This is a genomic window from Arthrobacter sp. JUb115, from assembly GCF_004365035.1.
Classification (GTDB): domain Bacteria; phylum Actinomycetota; class Actinomycetes; order Actinomycetales; family Micrococcaceae; genus Glutamicibacter.
Genome location: NZ_SOBS01000003.1, coordinates 17717 through 34396 on the forward strand (window position 1 = coordinate 17717; position 16680 = coordinate 34396).

Genomic DNA, 16680 nt, shown 5'->3' on the forward strand with positions numbered 1-16680 from the left:
ATGGGGAGGCAAGCATGTACCAACTTCAGCACGTCGATTCGTTCACCGCGTGGTCGCGGCTCATTTCCGACGCCTTCGTCAGGCTGCAATGCGAGCAGATTTCCAGCGGCCATTTCACCGCCACACTGGGTGCCAATATGCTCGGCGATATCGGTTTGATGCGCATACATGCCAAACCCCACGCAGTGCAACGAACCGAGAACCTCACCTCCAGCGGCGACGGGGATTTCTACAAGGTCTCCTACCAGCTCGATGGCTACGGGCTGCTGATCCAAGACGGTCGCGAGACCCTGCTGGCCCCAGGGGACCTGGCGATCTATGACACGCAGCGCCCCTACACCCTGGCCTTTGAAAAGCCGGCGTCGGTGCTCGTCGCATTGGTTCCCCATGGTCTGTTCCGCCTGTCCCAGCAACAGGTCGGCCAGCTCACCGCCGTCGCCCTGAGGCAAACCCACCCGCTATCGGGAACCGTCGCCCCGCTGCTGCGCCATCTTGGCGCCAATCTGTCCCAATGGGATGAATTCGGCGGCTACCAGCTGGCGCGCAATACCGTGGACCTGCTGGCAACTGCCCTGGGCGGGGCGCTTGGCGCCGAGTGCCATGGCGATGCCAAGGAGCGGCAGCGCGAATTGGCCACCAGCTACATCGGCGCACACCTGGATGATCCCGACCTGGGACCTGCACGCATCGCTGCCGCCCACTTCATGTCCGTGCGCAGCCTGCACGCGCTTTTCGAGAACCAGCCGCTCAGTGTTGCCGCATTGATCCGCCATCTGCGGATGCGCGAGGCCGCGCGCCTGCTGCGCGACCCGCTGCTGGCCGAACTGCCCGTCCAAGCCATCGGGTCCCGGGTCGGGATTGCCGATGCGGCCGGATTCAGCCGCATGTTCTCCAAGGAATTCGGTTCCACCCCGGGCAAATACCGCTGCGCCGGCTGAGGCGCAGGACACTCTTGTGCACGCGGAGCCAATGGTCCTGCACTCAATGCCAAGGACAAGCCCGAGCACTTGGGCGATGCTGATATCCAAGCACTCGGCAAATGGGGGATCGAATGGGACTCGAACAACGCACACTGACGGTGCCGGCTCTGGTCGTGATGATCATTGCCGCCAGCGCACCGCTAACCGCCGTGGCTGGCGGCGTGACTACCAACTACGCGGTGACCGGCATGGAATCCGTGCCGTTGTCCTTCCTCATGGTCGGTGCCATCCTGCTGGTTTTCAGCATCGGCTACACCGCGATGAGCCGCTACATCCCGAACGCCGGCGCCTTCTACGCCTACATTGCCCAGGGGCTGGGACGGGCATTGGGCGTGGGAGCGGCAATGGTCGCCCTGGTCAGCTACAACCTCATGCAGATCGGCATCTACGGCATGTTCGGATTCGCCGCGGCATCCTTTGCCAATGCCTCCTTCGGCACCGCCATCCCATGGTGGGCCATGGCCCTGGCCGCGTGGGCAGTTGTCGGCTTCCTGGGCATGAACCGGGTCGACTTCTCCGTCAAGATCCTGGGCATCGTCGTGGCCGCAGAATTCCTCGTGGTCATCATCTACAACATCATGGCCTTCGTGCTGGCTCCCGAAGCGCCGCAGCCGGCCGCATCCTTCAACATGGCTGACGCCATCGCACCGGGCATGGGCGCCGTCATGGCCTTCACCATCGCCGCTTTCATGGGCTTCGAATCCGGAACCATCTACAACGAAGAGGTCAAGGATCCAGCACGCACCGCCCGGCGTGCCACGATGATCGCGGTCGTCATCATCGCCTGCTTCTACGCGTTTTCGGCCTTCGCCGTAGCTGTCGGCGAAGGCGCCTCGAACGTCATCGGCGCTTCGGCACAATTCGGCCCCGACCTGATTTTCGCGTTCTTCGGCGCCAACGCGCCAGCCTGGTTCGTCGATCTGGCCAACATCCTGTTCATCACCAGCCTGTTCGCCGCGCTGCTGGCCTTCCACAACGTCATTGCCCGCTACTTCTACTCCATGGGCCGCGGCGGGGCGCTGCCGAAGTTCCTTGCCGCAACTTCGCGCACCACCCACGCCCCCGTTGCAGGCTCGCTGGCGCAGTCCACCCTCGGACTGGCGGTTATCGCCGTCTTCGCGGTGATCTCGCATGGCAAGGATCCGATGTATGTCGTGTTCACGATGTTCACCTGGATGACCAACTCGGCGGCCTACGGGCTGGTGCTGCTCATGGCACTGACCTCTTTTGCCGTCATCGGATACTTCAAGGCGAACCGCAGCGGAGAATCCCTGATAACCCGGGTGATCGCTCCGCTGGTCTCGGGCATCGCCCTGGTCTATGTCTTCGCCCAAATCGTCATCAACTTCGAAATCTTGCTTGGCATGGCAGAACCGGGAATGCTCGGTTATGTGCTGCAAGGCATCGTGATCCTGCCTGGCCTCATCGCATGGGTGCTGGCACTGGTCATCCGCTCGTCCAAACGGCGTGCACCGATGGCCGAAAAACTTCCCGTCACCTAACAACTCAGTACCAAGGAGCTCAAAGATGGCTTACGCAAACGCCCAAGAACTGCTGGATGCGATCCAGCCCGCAACCGGTGGCACCGAAATCCTGGACCCGGCAACCGGTGAACTGGTTGGCTGTGTTGCCGAGCAGACTGCCGCCGATCTCGACGCGGCCGTTGCCGCCGCAAAGTCCGCCCAGCCGGCCTGGGATGCCTTGGGTCACGAAGAGCGCAACCGCGTGCTCAATGCGGCCGCGGACAATATCGAAGCCAACGCGGAAGCGCTCGCCGAGCTGCTCTCCCGTGAGCAGGGCAAGCCGCTGAACGGGCCGAATGCGCGCTTCGAGGTCGGGGGAGCAGCCGCCTGGCTGCGCGCCGCCACCGCTTATGAAATCGAGCCGGAAGTGGTCGTGGATGACGGCGAAACCTATGCAGCCAAGCACTTCCGCGCACTGGGCGTAGTGGGCGCCATCGGCCCGTGGAACTGGCCCATGATGATCTCCATCTGGCAGCTGGCCCCGAGCTTGCGCATGGGCAACACCGTGGTGATGAAGCCCAGCGAATACACCCCGCTCTCGGTCCTGGCCCTGGTCCACGTGCTCAACGAAGTGCTGCCAGCAGACGTGCTGAAGATCGTGGCTGGCGGACGCGAGGTCGGCGAGAGGCTCTCGGGCCATCCGGATATCGCCAAGATCATGTTCACCGGCTCCACCCGCACCGGCAAGGCCATCATCCGCTCCTCGGCCGATACCGTGAAGCGCCTGACCATGGAATTGGGCGGCAACGACGCCGGCATCGTGCTCGAAGACGCCGATCCGCAGGCCATCGCCGAAGACCTGTTCTGGGGTGCCTTCATCAACACCGGCCAGACCTGTGCCGCGCTCAAGCGCCTGTACGTGCCCGAATCGATCTACGACGCGGTGTGCGATGCACTGGCCGGCGTCGCCGCGCAGATGCCCATGGGTGTCGGCCTCGACGAGAACAACGTGCTGGGTCCGCTGCAGAACAAGGCCCAGTACGACATCGTCGCTTCCCTGGTCAAGGATGCCGTGGATTCCGGCGCCAAGGTGCTGCTCGGTGCCAACCCCGATGAAAACGCGGCCGGCTACTTCTACCCGACCACGCTCATTGCCGACATCGACCCGGGCAACTCGCTGGTGGTCGAGGAGCAGTTCGGCCCGGCCCTGCCGATCATCAAGGTCAAGGACACGGCCGAAGCGATCAAGCACGCCAATGCCCTGGAAGTCGGGCTCGGAGCCTCGGTATGGAGCAGCAACCGCGAGAAGGCACTAGAAGTCGCGGCGCAGATCCAAGCAGGCACCGTGTGGATCAACTCGCACGGCACCATCGACCCGCGCATTCCATTTGGCGGCGCCAAGCAGTCCGGCTACGGCCTGGAATTCGGTATTGACGGCTTGAAGTCCCTGGCTCAGCCGCAGATCATCAAGGGCTGACGGAGACTGCGTTCGCCAGCATTCCCCGGCGGTGCCCGGTGCCTATCCAGGCATCGGGCACCGCCCATTTGCGTGCGAAGGCTAGTTGATGATCTCGGCAGTGGGGTCATCGGTGATCCTTGCGATGCGTTCACGCCAGCTTTGCAAGGCTTCGGGCGACAGCCGGGTCCAATCGTGGACTTCACGGATCACCCGTACAGGATGCGCACTGCGGTAGGAACGCGTGGGATTGCCCGGGAATTTCTTGTCGGTGACATTCGGGTCATCTTCATACGCCCCGGTCGGTTCCACTTCATAGACATGGGCGGTCCCCTCCAGGGCCGCAATTTCGGCGGCCAACCCCGCGCCATCGGCAAGTGCGGTGAAGTAGATGTGGTTCATGATGATTTCGGGACGATAGTTCGAGGGAAAACCGGGGGACAGCAGATCCCCGGGGTGCAGCGCGGCTTTGGTGCCGTGGAAGAACGGGCCGTCATCAAGTTCGTTGCTCATAGGCCAAGACGATAGTCGCCATTGCCGGTTCATGAAAGGATCGGCCGGGTATCGCCACGTATATTGGGAAGTGAACCGACGACAGTATTTGGAGAGTAACGCGTGCCTATTTTGAACAAGGACATGACCCTATGCATTTCGTTATCTGGTCGACCATCTAATATCGGCACCCGGTTCCATAATTACCTGTATGAAGAACTCGGGCTGAACTTCATCTACAAGGCCTTCTCGACCGAAGACCTCGCTGGTGCCATCGCTGGTGTCCGGGCCTTGGGCATTCGTGGCTGTTCGGTATCCATGCCGTTCAAGGAAGACGTGATGAACATGGTCGATGAGATTGAGCCTTCGGCCAAGGCAATCGACTCGGTGAACACCATCGTGAATACCAACGGGCGACTGGTTGCTTCAAATACCGACTTCGAGGCGATCGCGACGCTCATCGAACGCCATCAGCTGGATCCTGAAAGTTCCGTGCTTGTCCGAGGCTCCGGAGGAATGGCCAAGGCCGTCGTGGCCGCCTTCCGCGAAGCCGGATTCAACGACCTGACGGTGCTGGCACGTAACGAAGTTTCCGGCCAAGCCTTAGCTGACAAATACGGTTACCGATTTACCAGTGCTGACCCGGCTCCAGGACACGAGATTCTTGTGAACGTAACGCCGCTGGGCATGGACGGAGCCCAGTCTGAGGAGCACGCATTTAGCACTCAGCAGATTGAAGCCGCACGAACCGTCTTCGACGTGGTGGCTTTCCCAAGTGAAACACCATTGATCCGCGCAACACGAACTGCTGGCAAGCAGGTGATTACCGGGGCAGAAGTCATCGCCCTGCAAGCCGCGGCGCAGTTTCAGAAGTACACCGGCCAGGCACTAAGTGAAGAGCAGGTATTGCGTGCCTCAGAATTCTCCCGGGAATCCTGAAGCCCCGAATATCAGTACGCGCCCTAGTTGGCGGTACTCACTTGGCTTATGATGTTCTTTGCACGAAAAAATACCATCAGCAGGACGAAGAACGAGATCGGTAAGAGCACGATCAATCCCATGGATAGCAACTGGAAGAATTGCGTGTTCAATGCAATTCCATTCGTGATCGGTACACCGTTCTCGGGCATGTAGTCGGCGTACCTTGCAGGCCTGGATGTCGCCCACAAGATGAAGGACCGGAAGATGAATGCACCTGCCGCGGTGATGGCGAGCGAGGGAAGCAGAAGTGACTGGTTGTCGGCACTTGTGCGCCTTATTTGGCATATACGGGCGAAGACCGATATTAGTGCCGAAGCGCCTAGACCCAGCGTGAGGATCTGCAATAACCACGAATGAGCCATGACGAAAGACAAAGCCATCATCGCAATACTCAGCGCAGTCAGGATTCTGATCTTCGACAGGAAAGTTCTAGACATGAACCGAACCTACCTTGCTAAAGGGAGAAAATCAGCCCCGGCAACTGAACACGGGTGATAGATATGCCAATGGCCCGGCACTTTCGTGCCGGGCCCTGTTGCTGGTGAGCTGCTAACCGCGCAGCACGACCTCGACTTCTTCCATCTGCTGGCCGGCAGGGTACTGGCCGTTGAACAGTTTCGAACCTGCCTCGGTGAGCACCGCCGAGAAGCGGGTCTTGACCAGGCCGAAAGCGTTCGAAACGCTGGTTTCGGTGAGCTCGGCAATGGCAACGCGTTCGCCGGCTTCGTCGATCGTGAGGCTGATGTTCTCGTCATGGTTCACGATGCGCGGTTCAAAGAGATCCAGCTTCATCATGCCGCCGTGCCCGGAGAAGGACACACGCCCGTTGAACCAGATTTCGTTTTCCGGTACCTCTGCAGCGGGGGAGACGGGGAACGCCAACGCGTTGCCTGCCTGCCATACCCCGTTGGCAGCTTCAATGCGTCCGTCGGCGAGGGAAGAAATATAGCTCACGAACGAGGTTTTCAGACCCCATTCAAGATGCGGCTGGAACGGATCGCCTGCTGGCGCACCACTTCCGGTCATTGTCTTTTCCCTCCACAGGATATCGGCGTGAAAATATGCTGTGGCCAGTATTTCATACTGGAGTTGGATCATGGCGACAGTTCTCTGCCAGCTAATCCTGAGTCATCTTCGGTTCAACTAGTGGACGGTAGGCAGACTGCATTGAGATCTGGGCATCCACGTAGCTGGTGCCATCGGCAAAGGCGATATCTGCTGTTGCCCACGACCCGTTCCAGTACTTGATCTCCAACTCGGTCGGCGAATATTCCTTCTGGACGTTCGCCACGAGGTTGCTCATCGCGGTGTTGTAGCCGGTGATGCCCATGACCAGGCAGATGGCCGTTGCCACCACAGCAATTCCGGCAGAAATGAACTCGGTGCGGATGGATGCGCGTCGCGCATAAGTCTGCTCCCCGTCACGCAGGCGCGTGAAGCCCTTGCGTCGGATCAGGGCGTGGATGATCAAGGGCAACCCGATCAGCAAGAAGATCACAGAAGCCGCCAGCGACACGAGAGGAAGACTGAATTCCACCGGTAGATACTCATCCATGTATTTACCCTACCCATGTCAGCGGATGACTTCTAGGGTTAAATCGCCTTGCCCGGGTTCAAGATGCCCTGTGGATCGAACACCGCGCGCACCCGTCGCTGCAGCGCAAGCGAGGTTTCGCCCAGCTCTTGGGCCAGCCAATCCTGCTTGAGCAAACCGATGCCGTGCTCGCCGGTGAGCGTGCCGCCCAGGGACTTGGCGAGGTGGAACATGTCTCCCAGCGCGGCCTTCGGTGCGCCGCTGGTGATGGATTGGCCTTCAGGCACCACGATGATCGGATGCAGGTTGCCATCGGCGGCATGGGCGATAGTGAAGATCGATACTCCGCGTTCATCCTCGATGCGCTGCAGGCCGGCGAAGGCTTCGGCCAAGCGATTGCGCGGCACGCCGATATCGCAGATCGAGGCCGTGCCCAGCAGCTCCATGCTCGGGATCGCCTGGCGCCGGGCTTCGATCAGCGCCTGTGCTTGCTCCTGGTCCGTGGCGATCTCGATGTGCGCGGCCAGCGGGGCGATCGCATCCTGCAGGGCCTGCATTTCCAGCTGCGCGCCGTAGCCGTCGGTCTGCGCGAGCAGCAACGCGCCGCCGCGCGCTTCGTGATCCGTTCCGAGCGCCGCATCCACTGCCTTCAGGGTCTTGCCGCACATCAGCTCCAGCACCGAGGGGGCCAGCCGTTCGGCGATCACCGCCGAGGCGGCCTTTGCCGCGGTATCCTCATCGGGGAAGTAGGCGACCAAGGTGGAGGTGTGCTTGGGCTTCGGGCGCAGGCGCAGCAGTGCTTCAACCACAATGCCCAAGGTGCCTTCCGAACCGATCATCAGCGCATTCATGTCATAGCCGGCCACGCCCTTGATGGTCCGCCGCCCGGTACGCAGCAGCTGCCCGTCGGGCAGCACCACCAGCAAGCTGAGCACCGACTCGCGGGTCACCCCGTACTTGGCGCACCACATGCCGCCGGCATTCGTCGCAATATTGCCGCCGATCGAGCAGATCGCGGTACTGGCAGGATCCGGGGCGTAGAACAACCCGTGCTCGCCGGCGGCCTGGTTCACCGCCGCATTGAGCACGCCGGGCTGCACCACCGCGGTGGCTTCCACCGGATCGATTTCCAGGATCTTGTCCATCCGGGACAAGTCGAGCACGATCTGCCCGGCCTCGGCGCTGGCCCCTGCCGCCAGCCCGGTGCCGGCCCCGCGCGGGACGATCGTGGCGCCATGCTTGTGGGCCAACTGCATCGCCAGCACCACATCATCGATGTCCTGCGCGAAGATCACCCCGTCGGCAAAGGTCGGGGGCACATAGCCGGAGCGGTCCACGCTGGCCTGCTTGCGGTCCTGCTCATCGAGCGAGGCCCGGGGATGGGCGCATAGCACTGGACTGGTCGCCACGGTAGTCATCTCGATCTCCTTTGAATGCAGAACTGGCAGGACAGCTGAGCTGTCCTGCCAGATCGGTGCTATTGAACGAACGTGTCGGCGACGGCCAAGGCCTGCTCGAGGCGATCCAGTGCTTCGATCAGCACGTCGTCCTCGATATTCATCGCCGGCACCACATGCAGCCGGTTGAAGTTCGCGAAGGGCAGCAGCCCTGCGGCCTTCGCGGCGGCAACCACCTGGTTCATCTCCGGGCTGCTGCCTCCATAGGCGGCCAGCGGCTCGCGGGTTTCCCGGTTCTTCACCAGCTCGATCGCCCAGAACACGCCGGTTCCGCGCACCTCGCCCACGCTCGGGTGCTCGGCGGCGAACTGCGCCAGGCGCGGCCCGATGATTTCCTCGCCCAAGCGCTGGGCGTTCTCCACCATGGCCTCGTCCTCCATCGCGGTGATGGTGGCTACCGCCGCCGCGCAGGCCAGCGGGTGGCCCGAATAGGTCAACCCGCCCGGGTAGACCCGCTCGCGGAAGGTCTCGAAGATTTCCGGGCTGATCGCCACCCCGCCCAGCGGCACATAGCCGGAATTCACGCCCTTGGCAAAGGTCAGCAGGTCCGGCACCACGCCGGCATGGTCCACCGCGAACCACTTCCCGCTGCGCCCGAAGCCGGCCATCACCTCATCGGCGATGTACACGATGCCGTGCTTCTTAGTCAGTTCGCGCACGCCCTGCAGATACCCCGGGGGCGGCAGGTAGATGCCGGCGGTACCCGGAATGCTCTCCAGGATGATCGCGGCAATGGTGCCGGGGCCTTCGAGCAGGATCGTGTCTTCCAGGTGCTTGAGCGCCCGCTGCGTTTCCTCTTCGGGGGTGCTCGAATTGAAGTAGGAGCGGTACGGGTAGGCCGGGAAGAAGCGCACCACCCCATCGGTTCCGTGGTCCGAGGCGAAGCGCCGCGGATCCCCGGTGAGGTTCACCGCCAGGTGGGTGCCGCCGTGGTAGGAACGGTACGCGGAGAGCACCTTGTGCTTGCCGGTATGCAGCCGCGCCATGCGCACCGCATGCTCCACTGCATCGGCACCGCCATTGGTGAAGAAGATCTTGTCCAGCTGCCCGGGGGTGTGCTTGGCGATCAGCCGGGCCGCCTCAGAGCGCGCGTCATTCACATGCTGCGGGGCGATGGTGGCCAGCCTGCCGGCCTGCTCCTGGATCGCGGCGATCACCTTCGGGTGCTGGTGCCCGATGTTCGTGTTCACCAGCTGGCTGGATAGGTCGATCAGCGCGTTGCCCTCGCCGTCCCATACCCAGGAGCCTTCGGCCTTCAGGATGGTCATCGGGGCGAACGGCCCCTGGGCCTGCCAGGAGTGGAAGACGTGCTTGCGGTCCAGCTCGTAGGCGTGCTGGCCAGCGGCGATATCCGCTGCGGAAACGCCCTGCGTCAGTGGCTGTGTCAGTGGTTCAGTCATGGGTATCAGTCATTCTGCGGGAAGCCGAGGTTGATACCGCCGTGGCTCGGGTCGAGCCAGCGTTTGGTGATCACCTTGTTGCGGGTGAAGAACTTGAAGCCCTCCGGGCCGTAGGCGTGCTGGTCGCCGAACAGCGAGGCCTTCCAGCCGCCGAAGGAGTGGTAGCCCACCGGTACCGGGACCGGCACGTTGACCCCGACCATGCCCACCTGGATCTCGTCCTCGAAGCGGCGGGCAGCGCCGCCGTCGTTGGTGAAGATCGCGGTGCCATTGCCGTACGGCGAGGAGTTGATCAGCTCGATGCCCTCGTTGAAGGTGTCCACGCGGACTACCGAGAGCACCGGGCCGAAGATCTCCTCGGTGTAGATGGACATGTCCGTGCCCACGCGGTCGAACATCGTCGGATGCAGGAAGAAGCCCTCGCCATCGGCATCCACGGTGCCGGTGCGGCCATCGAGCACCAGCTCGGCGCCGGCGGCGATGCCGGCCTCGATGTACCCGGCCACCTTCGCCTTGTGCTCGCCGGTGATCAGCGGACCCATGTCGCAGCCGCGGGTGCCATCGCCCACGCGCAGCGTCTTGGCGCGTTCGGCGATCTTGGCCACCAGCTCATCGGCGATGGTGTCGATCGCGACGACTACGGAGATCGCCATGCAGCGCTCGCCGGCCGCGCCGAAGCCTGCGTTGACCGCCATGTCGGCGGCCAGGTCCAGGTCGGCATCCGGAAGCACCAGCATGTGGTTCTTCGCGCCGCCAAAGGCCTGCACCCGCTTGTTGTGCGCGGTGCCGGTGGAGTAGACGTACTGCGCGATCGGGGTGGAACCCACGAAGGACACGGAGTTCACGCGCGGATCGGTCAGCAGGGTGTCCACCGCCTCCTTGTCGCCGTGCACCACGTTCAGCACGCCCTCGGGCAGGCCGGCCTCGGTGAACAGCTCGGCCAGCCAGTTGGCGGCCGACGGGTCCTTCTCCGATGGCTTGAGCACCACCGCGTTGCCGGCGGCGATCGCTACCGGGAAGAACCACAGCGGCACCATGGCCGGGAAGTTGAAGGGGGAGATGATGGCCGAGATGCCGACCGGCTGGCGCATGGACTGCACGTCGATGCCGGTGGAGGCGTTCTGCGAGAACTCGCCCTTGAGCAGGTAGGGCGCGTTGCAGCACAGCTCGACGACTTCCAGGCCGCGGGCCACTTCGCCCAGCGCGTCGTCCAGCACCTTGCCGTGCTCGGCGGTGATGATCGCGGCCAGCTCGCCCTTGCGCTCGGCCAGCAGCTGGCGGAAGTTGAACATGATCGCGGTGCGGCGGGCCAGCGAGGTGTCGCGCCACTTCGGGAAGGCCTCGGCGGCTGCGGCGATCGCATGCTCGGTGGTGGCCTTGGAGGCCAGCGCAACCTGGCGGGTGACCTCGCCGGTGGCGGGGTTGTAGATCTTGCCGGTGCGGTCATCGGCGGAGTAATTGGCGTTGTTGATCCAGTGCTGCAGTGTGCCGGTCAGCGTTGCGGTCATCGTATCGGCCTTTCGAAGTTGGGTGCCTGCCTTCATCATGGGTCATGGATGTGAGGGACAACACCATCACTGTGTCATGATTTAAGCACTAGTGCTGACGGAGTGTAAAAATGCTGACGGTAGACGAGGTACTGCACCTGCCGGTGGTCCAGGCCGCCGACCCCCAGGTGCTCTGCGGAACAGGGATGGACGCGCCGCTTCGCTGGGTGCACGTGACCGAATCCACCGAGAACATCGACCTGCTGCTGGGCCGCGAGCTGATCCTCACGACCCTGCGCAACGTGAGCGACGTGCGCGCCTTCATCACCGCGCTGCGCGAGGCCGGGGCCGTCGGGGTCATCATCGAGGACCTTTCCGGCGCACCGCTGGACGTCGCCGACCTGGGCCTGCCGGTCATCGCCCTGCGCACCACTACCCGCTTCGTGTCCATCACCGAGGTCATCCACCAGAAACTCGTCGCCGAGCAGCTCGAGGCCGTCCAGTTCTCCCGCACGGTGCACGAAATCTACACCGGGCTCTCGCTGACCGAGGCCGACGAAGCGCAGATCGTGGACCGCACCGCGCAGCTGCTCTCGGCCCCCGTGGTCCTGGAAGATGTCCGCCACCACGTGCTCGCCCAGTCCGGCGCGCAACTGGAACACTGGATCACCCGCTCGCGCTTCGTCGGGTTCCTGGAGCACACCGGACGCGCCACCGGCACCGAGAACTGGCTGCAGACCCCGGTCGGCGCGGTCCGCAGCCGCTGGGGGCGGCTGATCGTCCCGGCCGTCCTGGAGGACGACGACCGCGCGGCCCTGGTGCTGGAACGGGCCGGCCAGGCGCTGACCATCGCCCGCCTGTCCGGGCGCGACCAGCGCGAGCTGCTCTACCAGGCGCGCACCTCCACGCTGCACGAACTGCAGGCCGGGCACAGCTACAGCGACAAGGACATCGCCATCCGCACCCAGGCCCTGGGCCTGGCCGCCGCCCCCTACTATGTCCCGGTGGTCATCTCCCTGGCCGGTTCCGGCACGCCGACCGAAACCCAGCTGGCCGACCGCGCCCTGCTCGAAGTGCTCGACCAGCTGGCCGACACCCTGCACCTGGGCATCCTGGCCGGCTCGCTCAAGCCCGGGTACCTGGGGCTGATCCTGCCGCTGCGCGCCCGCGAACTGCTGGACTCCACCCTGCAGGGCTTCACCCGCCGGCTGGCCGAGCAGCTCACCGCGCCGGTGGCCATCGGCGTGGGGCCCGAAGGCACCCTGGCCACCAGCATCGCCGGGCTGGAGGAAGCCGCGCAGGTCGCGCAGATCGTCCCGCACCTGCCCACCCGCGCCCAGCCCTACTACCGCTTCGCCGACCTGCGCCTGCGCGGGGTGCTCTCGGCCATGGGCAGCGACCCGAAGCTGCGCACCTTCGCGCTGGCCGAGCTCTCCGGCCTGCTCAACCCGCTCGACCTGGCCGCCCTTGACCTGCTCGATCTCTACCTGGCCCACGGCGGGAACAAAACCGCGCTGGCCAAGGCCGGCTACCTCTCGCGGCCCACCCTCTACTCCCGGCTGGCCAAGCTCGAAGCCAAGCTCGGGGTGCACCTGGACTCCGCCGAGTCCCGCGCCTCGCTGCAGGTGGCGCTGCTCTGGTACCGCATGCACGGCTGAGCTATCCACACTTGGCTCCCGGTCCGAAAACCCCGCAGGACGCCGCAGGCATCATGGGGGCATGAGCACAGAACAGGCACAGGCGCTAAAGGACCTGGCCGACGCGGAAGAACTCATCGCATCGGCCACCGCGGTCCTTGCCGGCGGGCCATTGAGCCCCGGCCACGCGGCCTGCTTTGCGCAGCTTGCTGACAAGCTCGCCCGCCGCCAGAGCCGCACCCAGCTGCACGCCGCCCATGCGCTGCGCCGCACCGGTGCCCACAAGCTCGACCAGGAATCCTTCCAGGCCGTCACCGAGGCAGGCGAGCACCCGAGCCTCGCCGCATTCCAGGTGGCCGCCGGGCGCACCACCACTGCCCGCACGCATTTCAAGAACACGGCCGGGCTGCTGCACGGCTGGCTGGACATCCCGCGCAGCACGGTCCGCGACCGGCTGGCCCTGGTGGATTGCTTGCTGGGCGGTGCCGACGCGGCAGGGCAACCGCTGCCCGCCTGGTTGCCGGAACTGGCCGGGCAATTCGCCGACCCCGCCGTGGATCCCCGGCTGGTGTCCTCGGCCGCGCTGAAACTGCATTCGGCCCGCAAGGACTTCGGCGAAGGCCAGGCCGGGCAGGCCAAGAAGGACCAGCTGCAAGCCGAATCGGCCGCCTTCATCCGCAGCGAACCCAAGGCCGCCCGCAGGCACATCAACGCACTGGTGGCGCAGGTGAAGTCCGGCCAGCGCCCGTTGCAGGCCCTGCTGGATGGGATCGGGATCTTCAAGAAGGGCATGCGCCAGGGCCTGGTCGAATACGTCCTGCGCGTCCTGCCCGCCCATGCGGCGATGATCGAAGCGTATTTCAACGCGCTGGACAACCCGGCCTCCGTGGCCGGGAACCGCGACGCCCTGGCGCACGCCGAGGCGCAGTTCACCGGTGCCCAAGACAGCGGCTGGGATGACGAGGAATCGATGCCCGACTGGGCCAAAGACGGGGAACCTGCCGGATCGGCACCCGAGGGATCCGCCGAACCTGAAGAACCCGAAGAACCTGACAAACCTGACGAACCTGGAGAACCCGAGGAACCTGACGAACCCGAAGAACCTGAAGAGCCCGAGGAACCTGCCGGCCCGGCCGCCACCCAGTTCGAGGAGCTCAAGCCAGAACGACGCCGGCTCGTAGGATTCCTGGCCTTGCTGATGACCGACCGCAACCAGAGCGGTTCGCCAGGGAAACAACCCGGGTTGGCGGTACCGCAGGTGAGCATCATCCTGGATTACGAGAAGATGAGACGCGACGGCAAGGAATTCGCGGTCACTTCCACCGGGATCCAGCTATCCCCGGGCGAAACCAGAGCGGCATTGTGCACGGCCGGAATCTATCCGCTGGTGCTGAACGGCCAGAGCCTTCCCCTGGATCTGGGCCGCACCCAGCGGCTGTATAGCAAGGCGCAGGGCCGCGCCATCCGGGCGGCCTATCGAGGGTGCCTGTATCCGGGATGCAGCATGCCCGCCGAACGATGCGAACTGGATCATCTCGACGCGTGGGAAAAGGGCGGCAACACGGACATCGAGTCCGCGGCCTTGGGATGCACGATCCACCATATCGGCAGGCATTGCGGGTTGTTCCACGCGGTGAAGATCCCTGGATGCCGGCCGATGGCCCTGCTGTCCAAGGAACTCGACCCGCAGCAGAAACTCCGGGTGAACACCTACTGGATGACCCCGCAGGAAGCCCTGGCGGCCGATGCCCTCGCCGAGCGCATGACCGCGAAGTGGCGTGCCGGGGAACTGGACATCGAGATCGTGGAGCCCTAGTCATCCTCCGGGTAGGGCCACCGCACGTCTTTGCTAACTCCATCGGACCACTGGGCGATCCACTCTCCGGTGCCTTCGGAGACATCGCGGACCCCTGCCTCCAGCCACTGGAACTTCCCGTCCAGCAGGTCCGCGGCGATCCGTCCATCGGTACGGGTGGTGTTTTTCCAGAGCCTGTCGAAATGCTCCTCGCAGCGTTGCGCGGCCTGTTCGCAGAAGGCCAGGGCAAGATCCTGCGCAGAGTCGCGCTGGCCGGCCGGGGACTGCGGCAGCGCAGTGGTCTTGGCGATCACCGCGGACATGGCGAACAGCTCCGCGCCGATATCCACGATATGGCCCAGGAAGACCTGCTGCTTTTCCAGGCCGGCCTGCCAGCGCGCCATCCCGGCGAACGTCTGGCGTGCCAGCCGCCGCGAGGTCCGCTCCACGTAGCGCAGGTGCTTGGCCAATGGGCCGTGCTCGGCATAGGAGTTCGGAAGCGAGCCTGCGCCCATCGCAAGTTTGGGCAGCCACCGGGCATAGAACCCCGAGGCATCCACCGCCGCTCGGGCCTTGTCCTGGATGCTCGACCCGGCGCGCGCCAAGTCCCCGGCCGCCTGCAGGTGCGCATCCACGGCCTCGCGGGCAATCAGCAGGTGCATGATTTCGGTGGAGCCTTCGAAGATGCGGTTGATCCGCAGGTCGCGCAGCATCTGTTCGACCGGCACCGCCCGCTCGCCGCGCGCTGCCTGCGACTGCGCGGTCTCGAATCCGCGCCCGCCGCGGATCTGCAGCAGCTCATCGGCGATCGTGCAGGCGGTCTCCGAAGCCCAGAGCTTGGCCAGTGCCGCCTCGATGCGAATATCCTTCATGCCGGCATCGGCCAGCCGGGCGGACACCTCGAACACCGCTTCCAGCGCATAGCTGCTGGCCGCGATGCAGGCGAGCTTGCCGGCGACGGCTTGGTGCTTGCCGACCGGGTGGCCCCACTGCACGCGGGCCGCGGACCATTCGCGGGCGATCTTCGTGGACCATTTGCCGGCCCCGGCGCACATGGCCGGGATGGACAAGCGCCCGGTGTTCAGGGTGCTCAGCGCGATCTTCAGCCCCGAGCCTTCCTTGCCCAGGCGGTTGGCCGCCGGCACGCGCACCGAGCGGAACCGGGTCACCCCGTTCTCGATTCCGCGCAGGCCCATGAACTGGTTGCGGTTCTCGACGGTGATGCCCGCGGTATCGGCCTCGACGATGAAGGCGGTGATTCCGCCGCGACCTGCAGGCTCTTGGCCGAGGGCTTCATGCGGCTGCACCGCGGCCATCACCACGAGCAGCTCGGCGACCACCCCGTTGGTGGTCCACAGCTTCGCGCCATCCAGCATGTAGTGGCTGCCGTCGTGACTGAGCCGGGCTTCGGTGCCCAACCGTGCAGGGTCGGAACCGACATCGTTCTCGGTGAGCAGGAAGGCGCTGATGGCTCCTGCCGCGCAGCGCGGCAGGTATTCGCGTTTTTGCTCCTCGGTGCCGAAGGACTTCACCGGTTCGGGGACGCCGATGGACTGGTGGGCCGAGAGCAGCGCGCCGATGGCCGGGGAAACCACGCCGACGCGCATCAGCGCCCGGCCGTAGTCCAGCAGGCTCAGCCCCAGTCCGCCGTATTCAATCGGGATCTTCATGCCGAAGGCGCCGATGCGGCGCAGCTGGGCAATATATTCGCCGGGGATGCGCGCCTCGGTTTCGATGCGCTCCGGGTCGATGCCATCGAGGACCGCTTCGAGTTGCGGCAGGAATTCCTGTCCGCGTTCTGGATGCAGGGCGCTGGGCAATGGTTCGATCAGGGAGAAGTCCACGGCCCCCATGTACAGGCCCTTGGCGAAGCTGGGCCGGTCGAACTGCTCGCGGGACTCCTCGGCGACTTGCCTGGATTTGTCGGCGTTGATTTGCATGGCGATCCCCTTTGGCTCGGCGATCGGCCGCGGCGCCATCGCCTGGTGGCACCAGCGT

General features: G+C 64.5%; 14 protein-coding genes. 6 read left to right on the plus strand and 8 right to left on the minus strand.

The features are described 5' to 3' along the window. Nucleotides 1-14: 14 nt before the first annotated feature. The 3 genes from EDF61_RS05560 (at nt 15) to EDF61_RS05570 (ending at nt 3920) form a co-directional block, all read left to right on the plus strand. Nucleotides 15-938 carry an AraC-like ligand-binding domain-containing protein gene (locus EDF61_RS05560; protein WP_166650707.1) on the plus strand — a complete coding sequence of 308 codons (924 nt, stop codon included), beginning with the start codon at nt 15-17 and terminating at the stop codon, nt 936-938. Between the two features lie 113 nt (nt 939-1051). Continuing rightward, nucleotides 1052-2482, plus strand: a complete 1431-nt coding sequence (locus EDF61_RS05565) for an APC family permease (RefSeq protein ID WP_133833525.1) — start codon at nt 1052-1054, stop codon at nt 2480-2482. Nucleotides 2483-2507: 25 nt separating this feature from the next. Beyond that, nucleotides 2508-3920 carry an aldehyde dehydrogenase family protein gene (locus EDF61_RS05570; RefSeq protein WP_133833526.1) on the plus strand — a complete coding sequence of 471 codons (1413 nt, stop codon included), beginning with the start codon at nt 2508-2510 and terminating at the stop codon, nt 3918-3920. Between the two features lie 81 nt (nt 3921-4001). On the opposite strand, the gene arr is transcribed toward EDF61_RS05570, so the two are convergent. Beyond that, the gene (arr, locus tag EDF61_RS05575) at nt 4002-4412 is read right to left on the minus strand and encodes an NAD(+)--rifampin ADP-ribosyltransferase (protein ID WP_133833527.1); all 411 of its coding nucleotides are present in this window, start codon (nt 4410-4412) and stop codon (nt 4002-4004) included. Between the two features lie 102 nt (nt 4413-4514). Between arr and EDF61_RS05580 the strand changes: the two genes are divergently transcribed. Further along, a complete protein-coding gene (locus EDF61_RS05580; protein ID WP_105662520.1) occupies nt 4515-5330 on the plus strand; it encodes a shikimate 5-dehydrogenase in 816 nt (271 codons plus the stop codon). 23 nt (nt 5331-5353) lie between these two features. Here the strand turns inward: EDF61_RS05580 and EDF61_RS05585 are convergent, their stop codons facing one another. The 6 genes from EDF61_RS05585 to EDF61_RS05610 form a co-directional block, all read right to left on the minus strand. Continuing rightward, complete coding sequence (locus EDF61_RS05585; RefSeq protein WP_133833528.1) at nt 5354-5809, minus strand: hypothetical protein; 456 nt, start codon at nt 5807-5809, stop codon at nt 5354-5356. 112 nt (nt 5810-5921) lie between these two features. Next, nucleotides 5922-6470 carry an HtaA domain-containing protein gene (locus EDF61_RS05590; protein ID WP_105657053.1) on the minus strand — a complete coding sequence of 183 codons (549 nt, stop codon included), beginning with the start codon at nt 6468-6470 and terminating at the stop codon, nt 5922-5924. A gap of 19 nt (nt 6471-6489) precedes the next feature. Continuing rightward, entirely contained in the window at nt 6490-6927 is a 438-nt protein-coding gene (locus tag EDF61_RS05595; RefSeq protein WP_133833529.1) for a hypothetical protein, read from the minus strand. A gap of 38 nt (nt 6928-6965) precedes the next feature. Beyond that, nucleotides 6966-8324 (minus strand): FAD-binding oxidoreductase, encoded by a 1359-nt coding sequence (locus tag EDF61_RS05600; RefSeq protein WP_133833530.1) that lies wholly within the window; start codon nt 8322-8324, stop codon nt 6966-6968. Nucleotides 8325-8383: 59 nt separating this feature from the next. Beyond that, nucleotides 8384-9763, minus strand: a complete 1380-nt coding sequence (locus tag EDF61_RS05605) for an aspartate aminotransferase family protein (protein ID WP_133833531.1) — start codon at nt 9761-9763, stop codon at nt 8384-8386. A 5-nt stretch (nt 9764-9768) separates the two neighbouring features. Then, nucleotides 9769-11271, minus strand: coding sequence for a CoA-acylating methylmalonate-semialdehyde dehydrogenase (locus EDF61_RS05610; RefSeq protein ID WP_133833532.1), 1503 nt, complete (start codon nt 11269-11271; stop codon nt 9769-9771). 110 nt (nt 11272-11381) lie between these two features. Here EDF61_RS05610 and EDF61_RS05615 point away from each other — a divergent pair, with 110 nt between their 5' ends. Beyond that, nucleotides 11382-12908, plus strand: a complete 1527-nt coding sequence (locus EDF61_RS05615; RefSeq protein ID WP_133833533.1) for a PucR family transcriptional regulator — start codon at nt 11382-11384, stop codon at nt 12906-12908. Between the two features lie 61 nt (nt 12909-12969). Continuing rightward, on the plus strand, nt 12970-14703 hold the full coding sequence (locus tag EDF61_RS05620) for an HNH endonuclease signature motif containing protein (protein ID WP_133833534.1): 1734 nt from the start codon (nt 12970-12972) through the stop codon (nt 14701-14703). Here the strand turns inward: EDF61_RS05620 and EDF61_RS05625 are convergent. Beyond that, nucleotides 14700-16622 (minus strand): acyl-CoA dehydrogenase family protein, encoded by a 1923-nt coding sequence (locus EDF61_RS05625; protein WP_286172120.1) that lies wholly within the window; start codon nt 16620-16622, stop codon nt 14700-14702. The two genes, EDF61_RS05620 and EDF61_RS05625, sit on opposite strands and share 4 nt — an antisense overlap. Between the last annotated feature and the right edge of the window lie 58 nt (nt 16623-16680).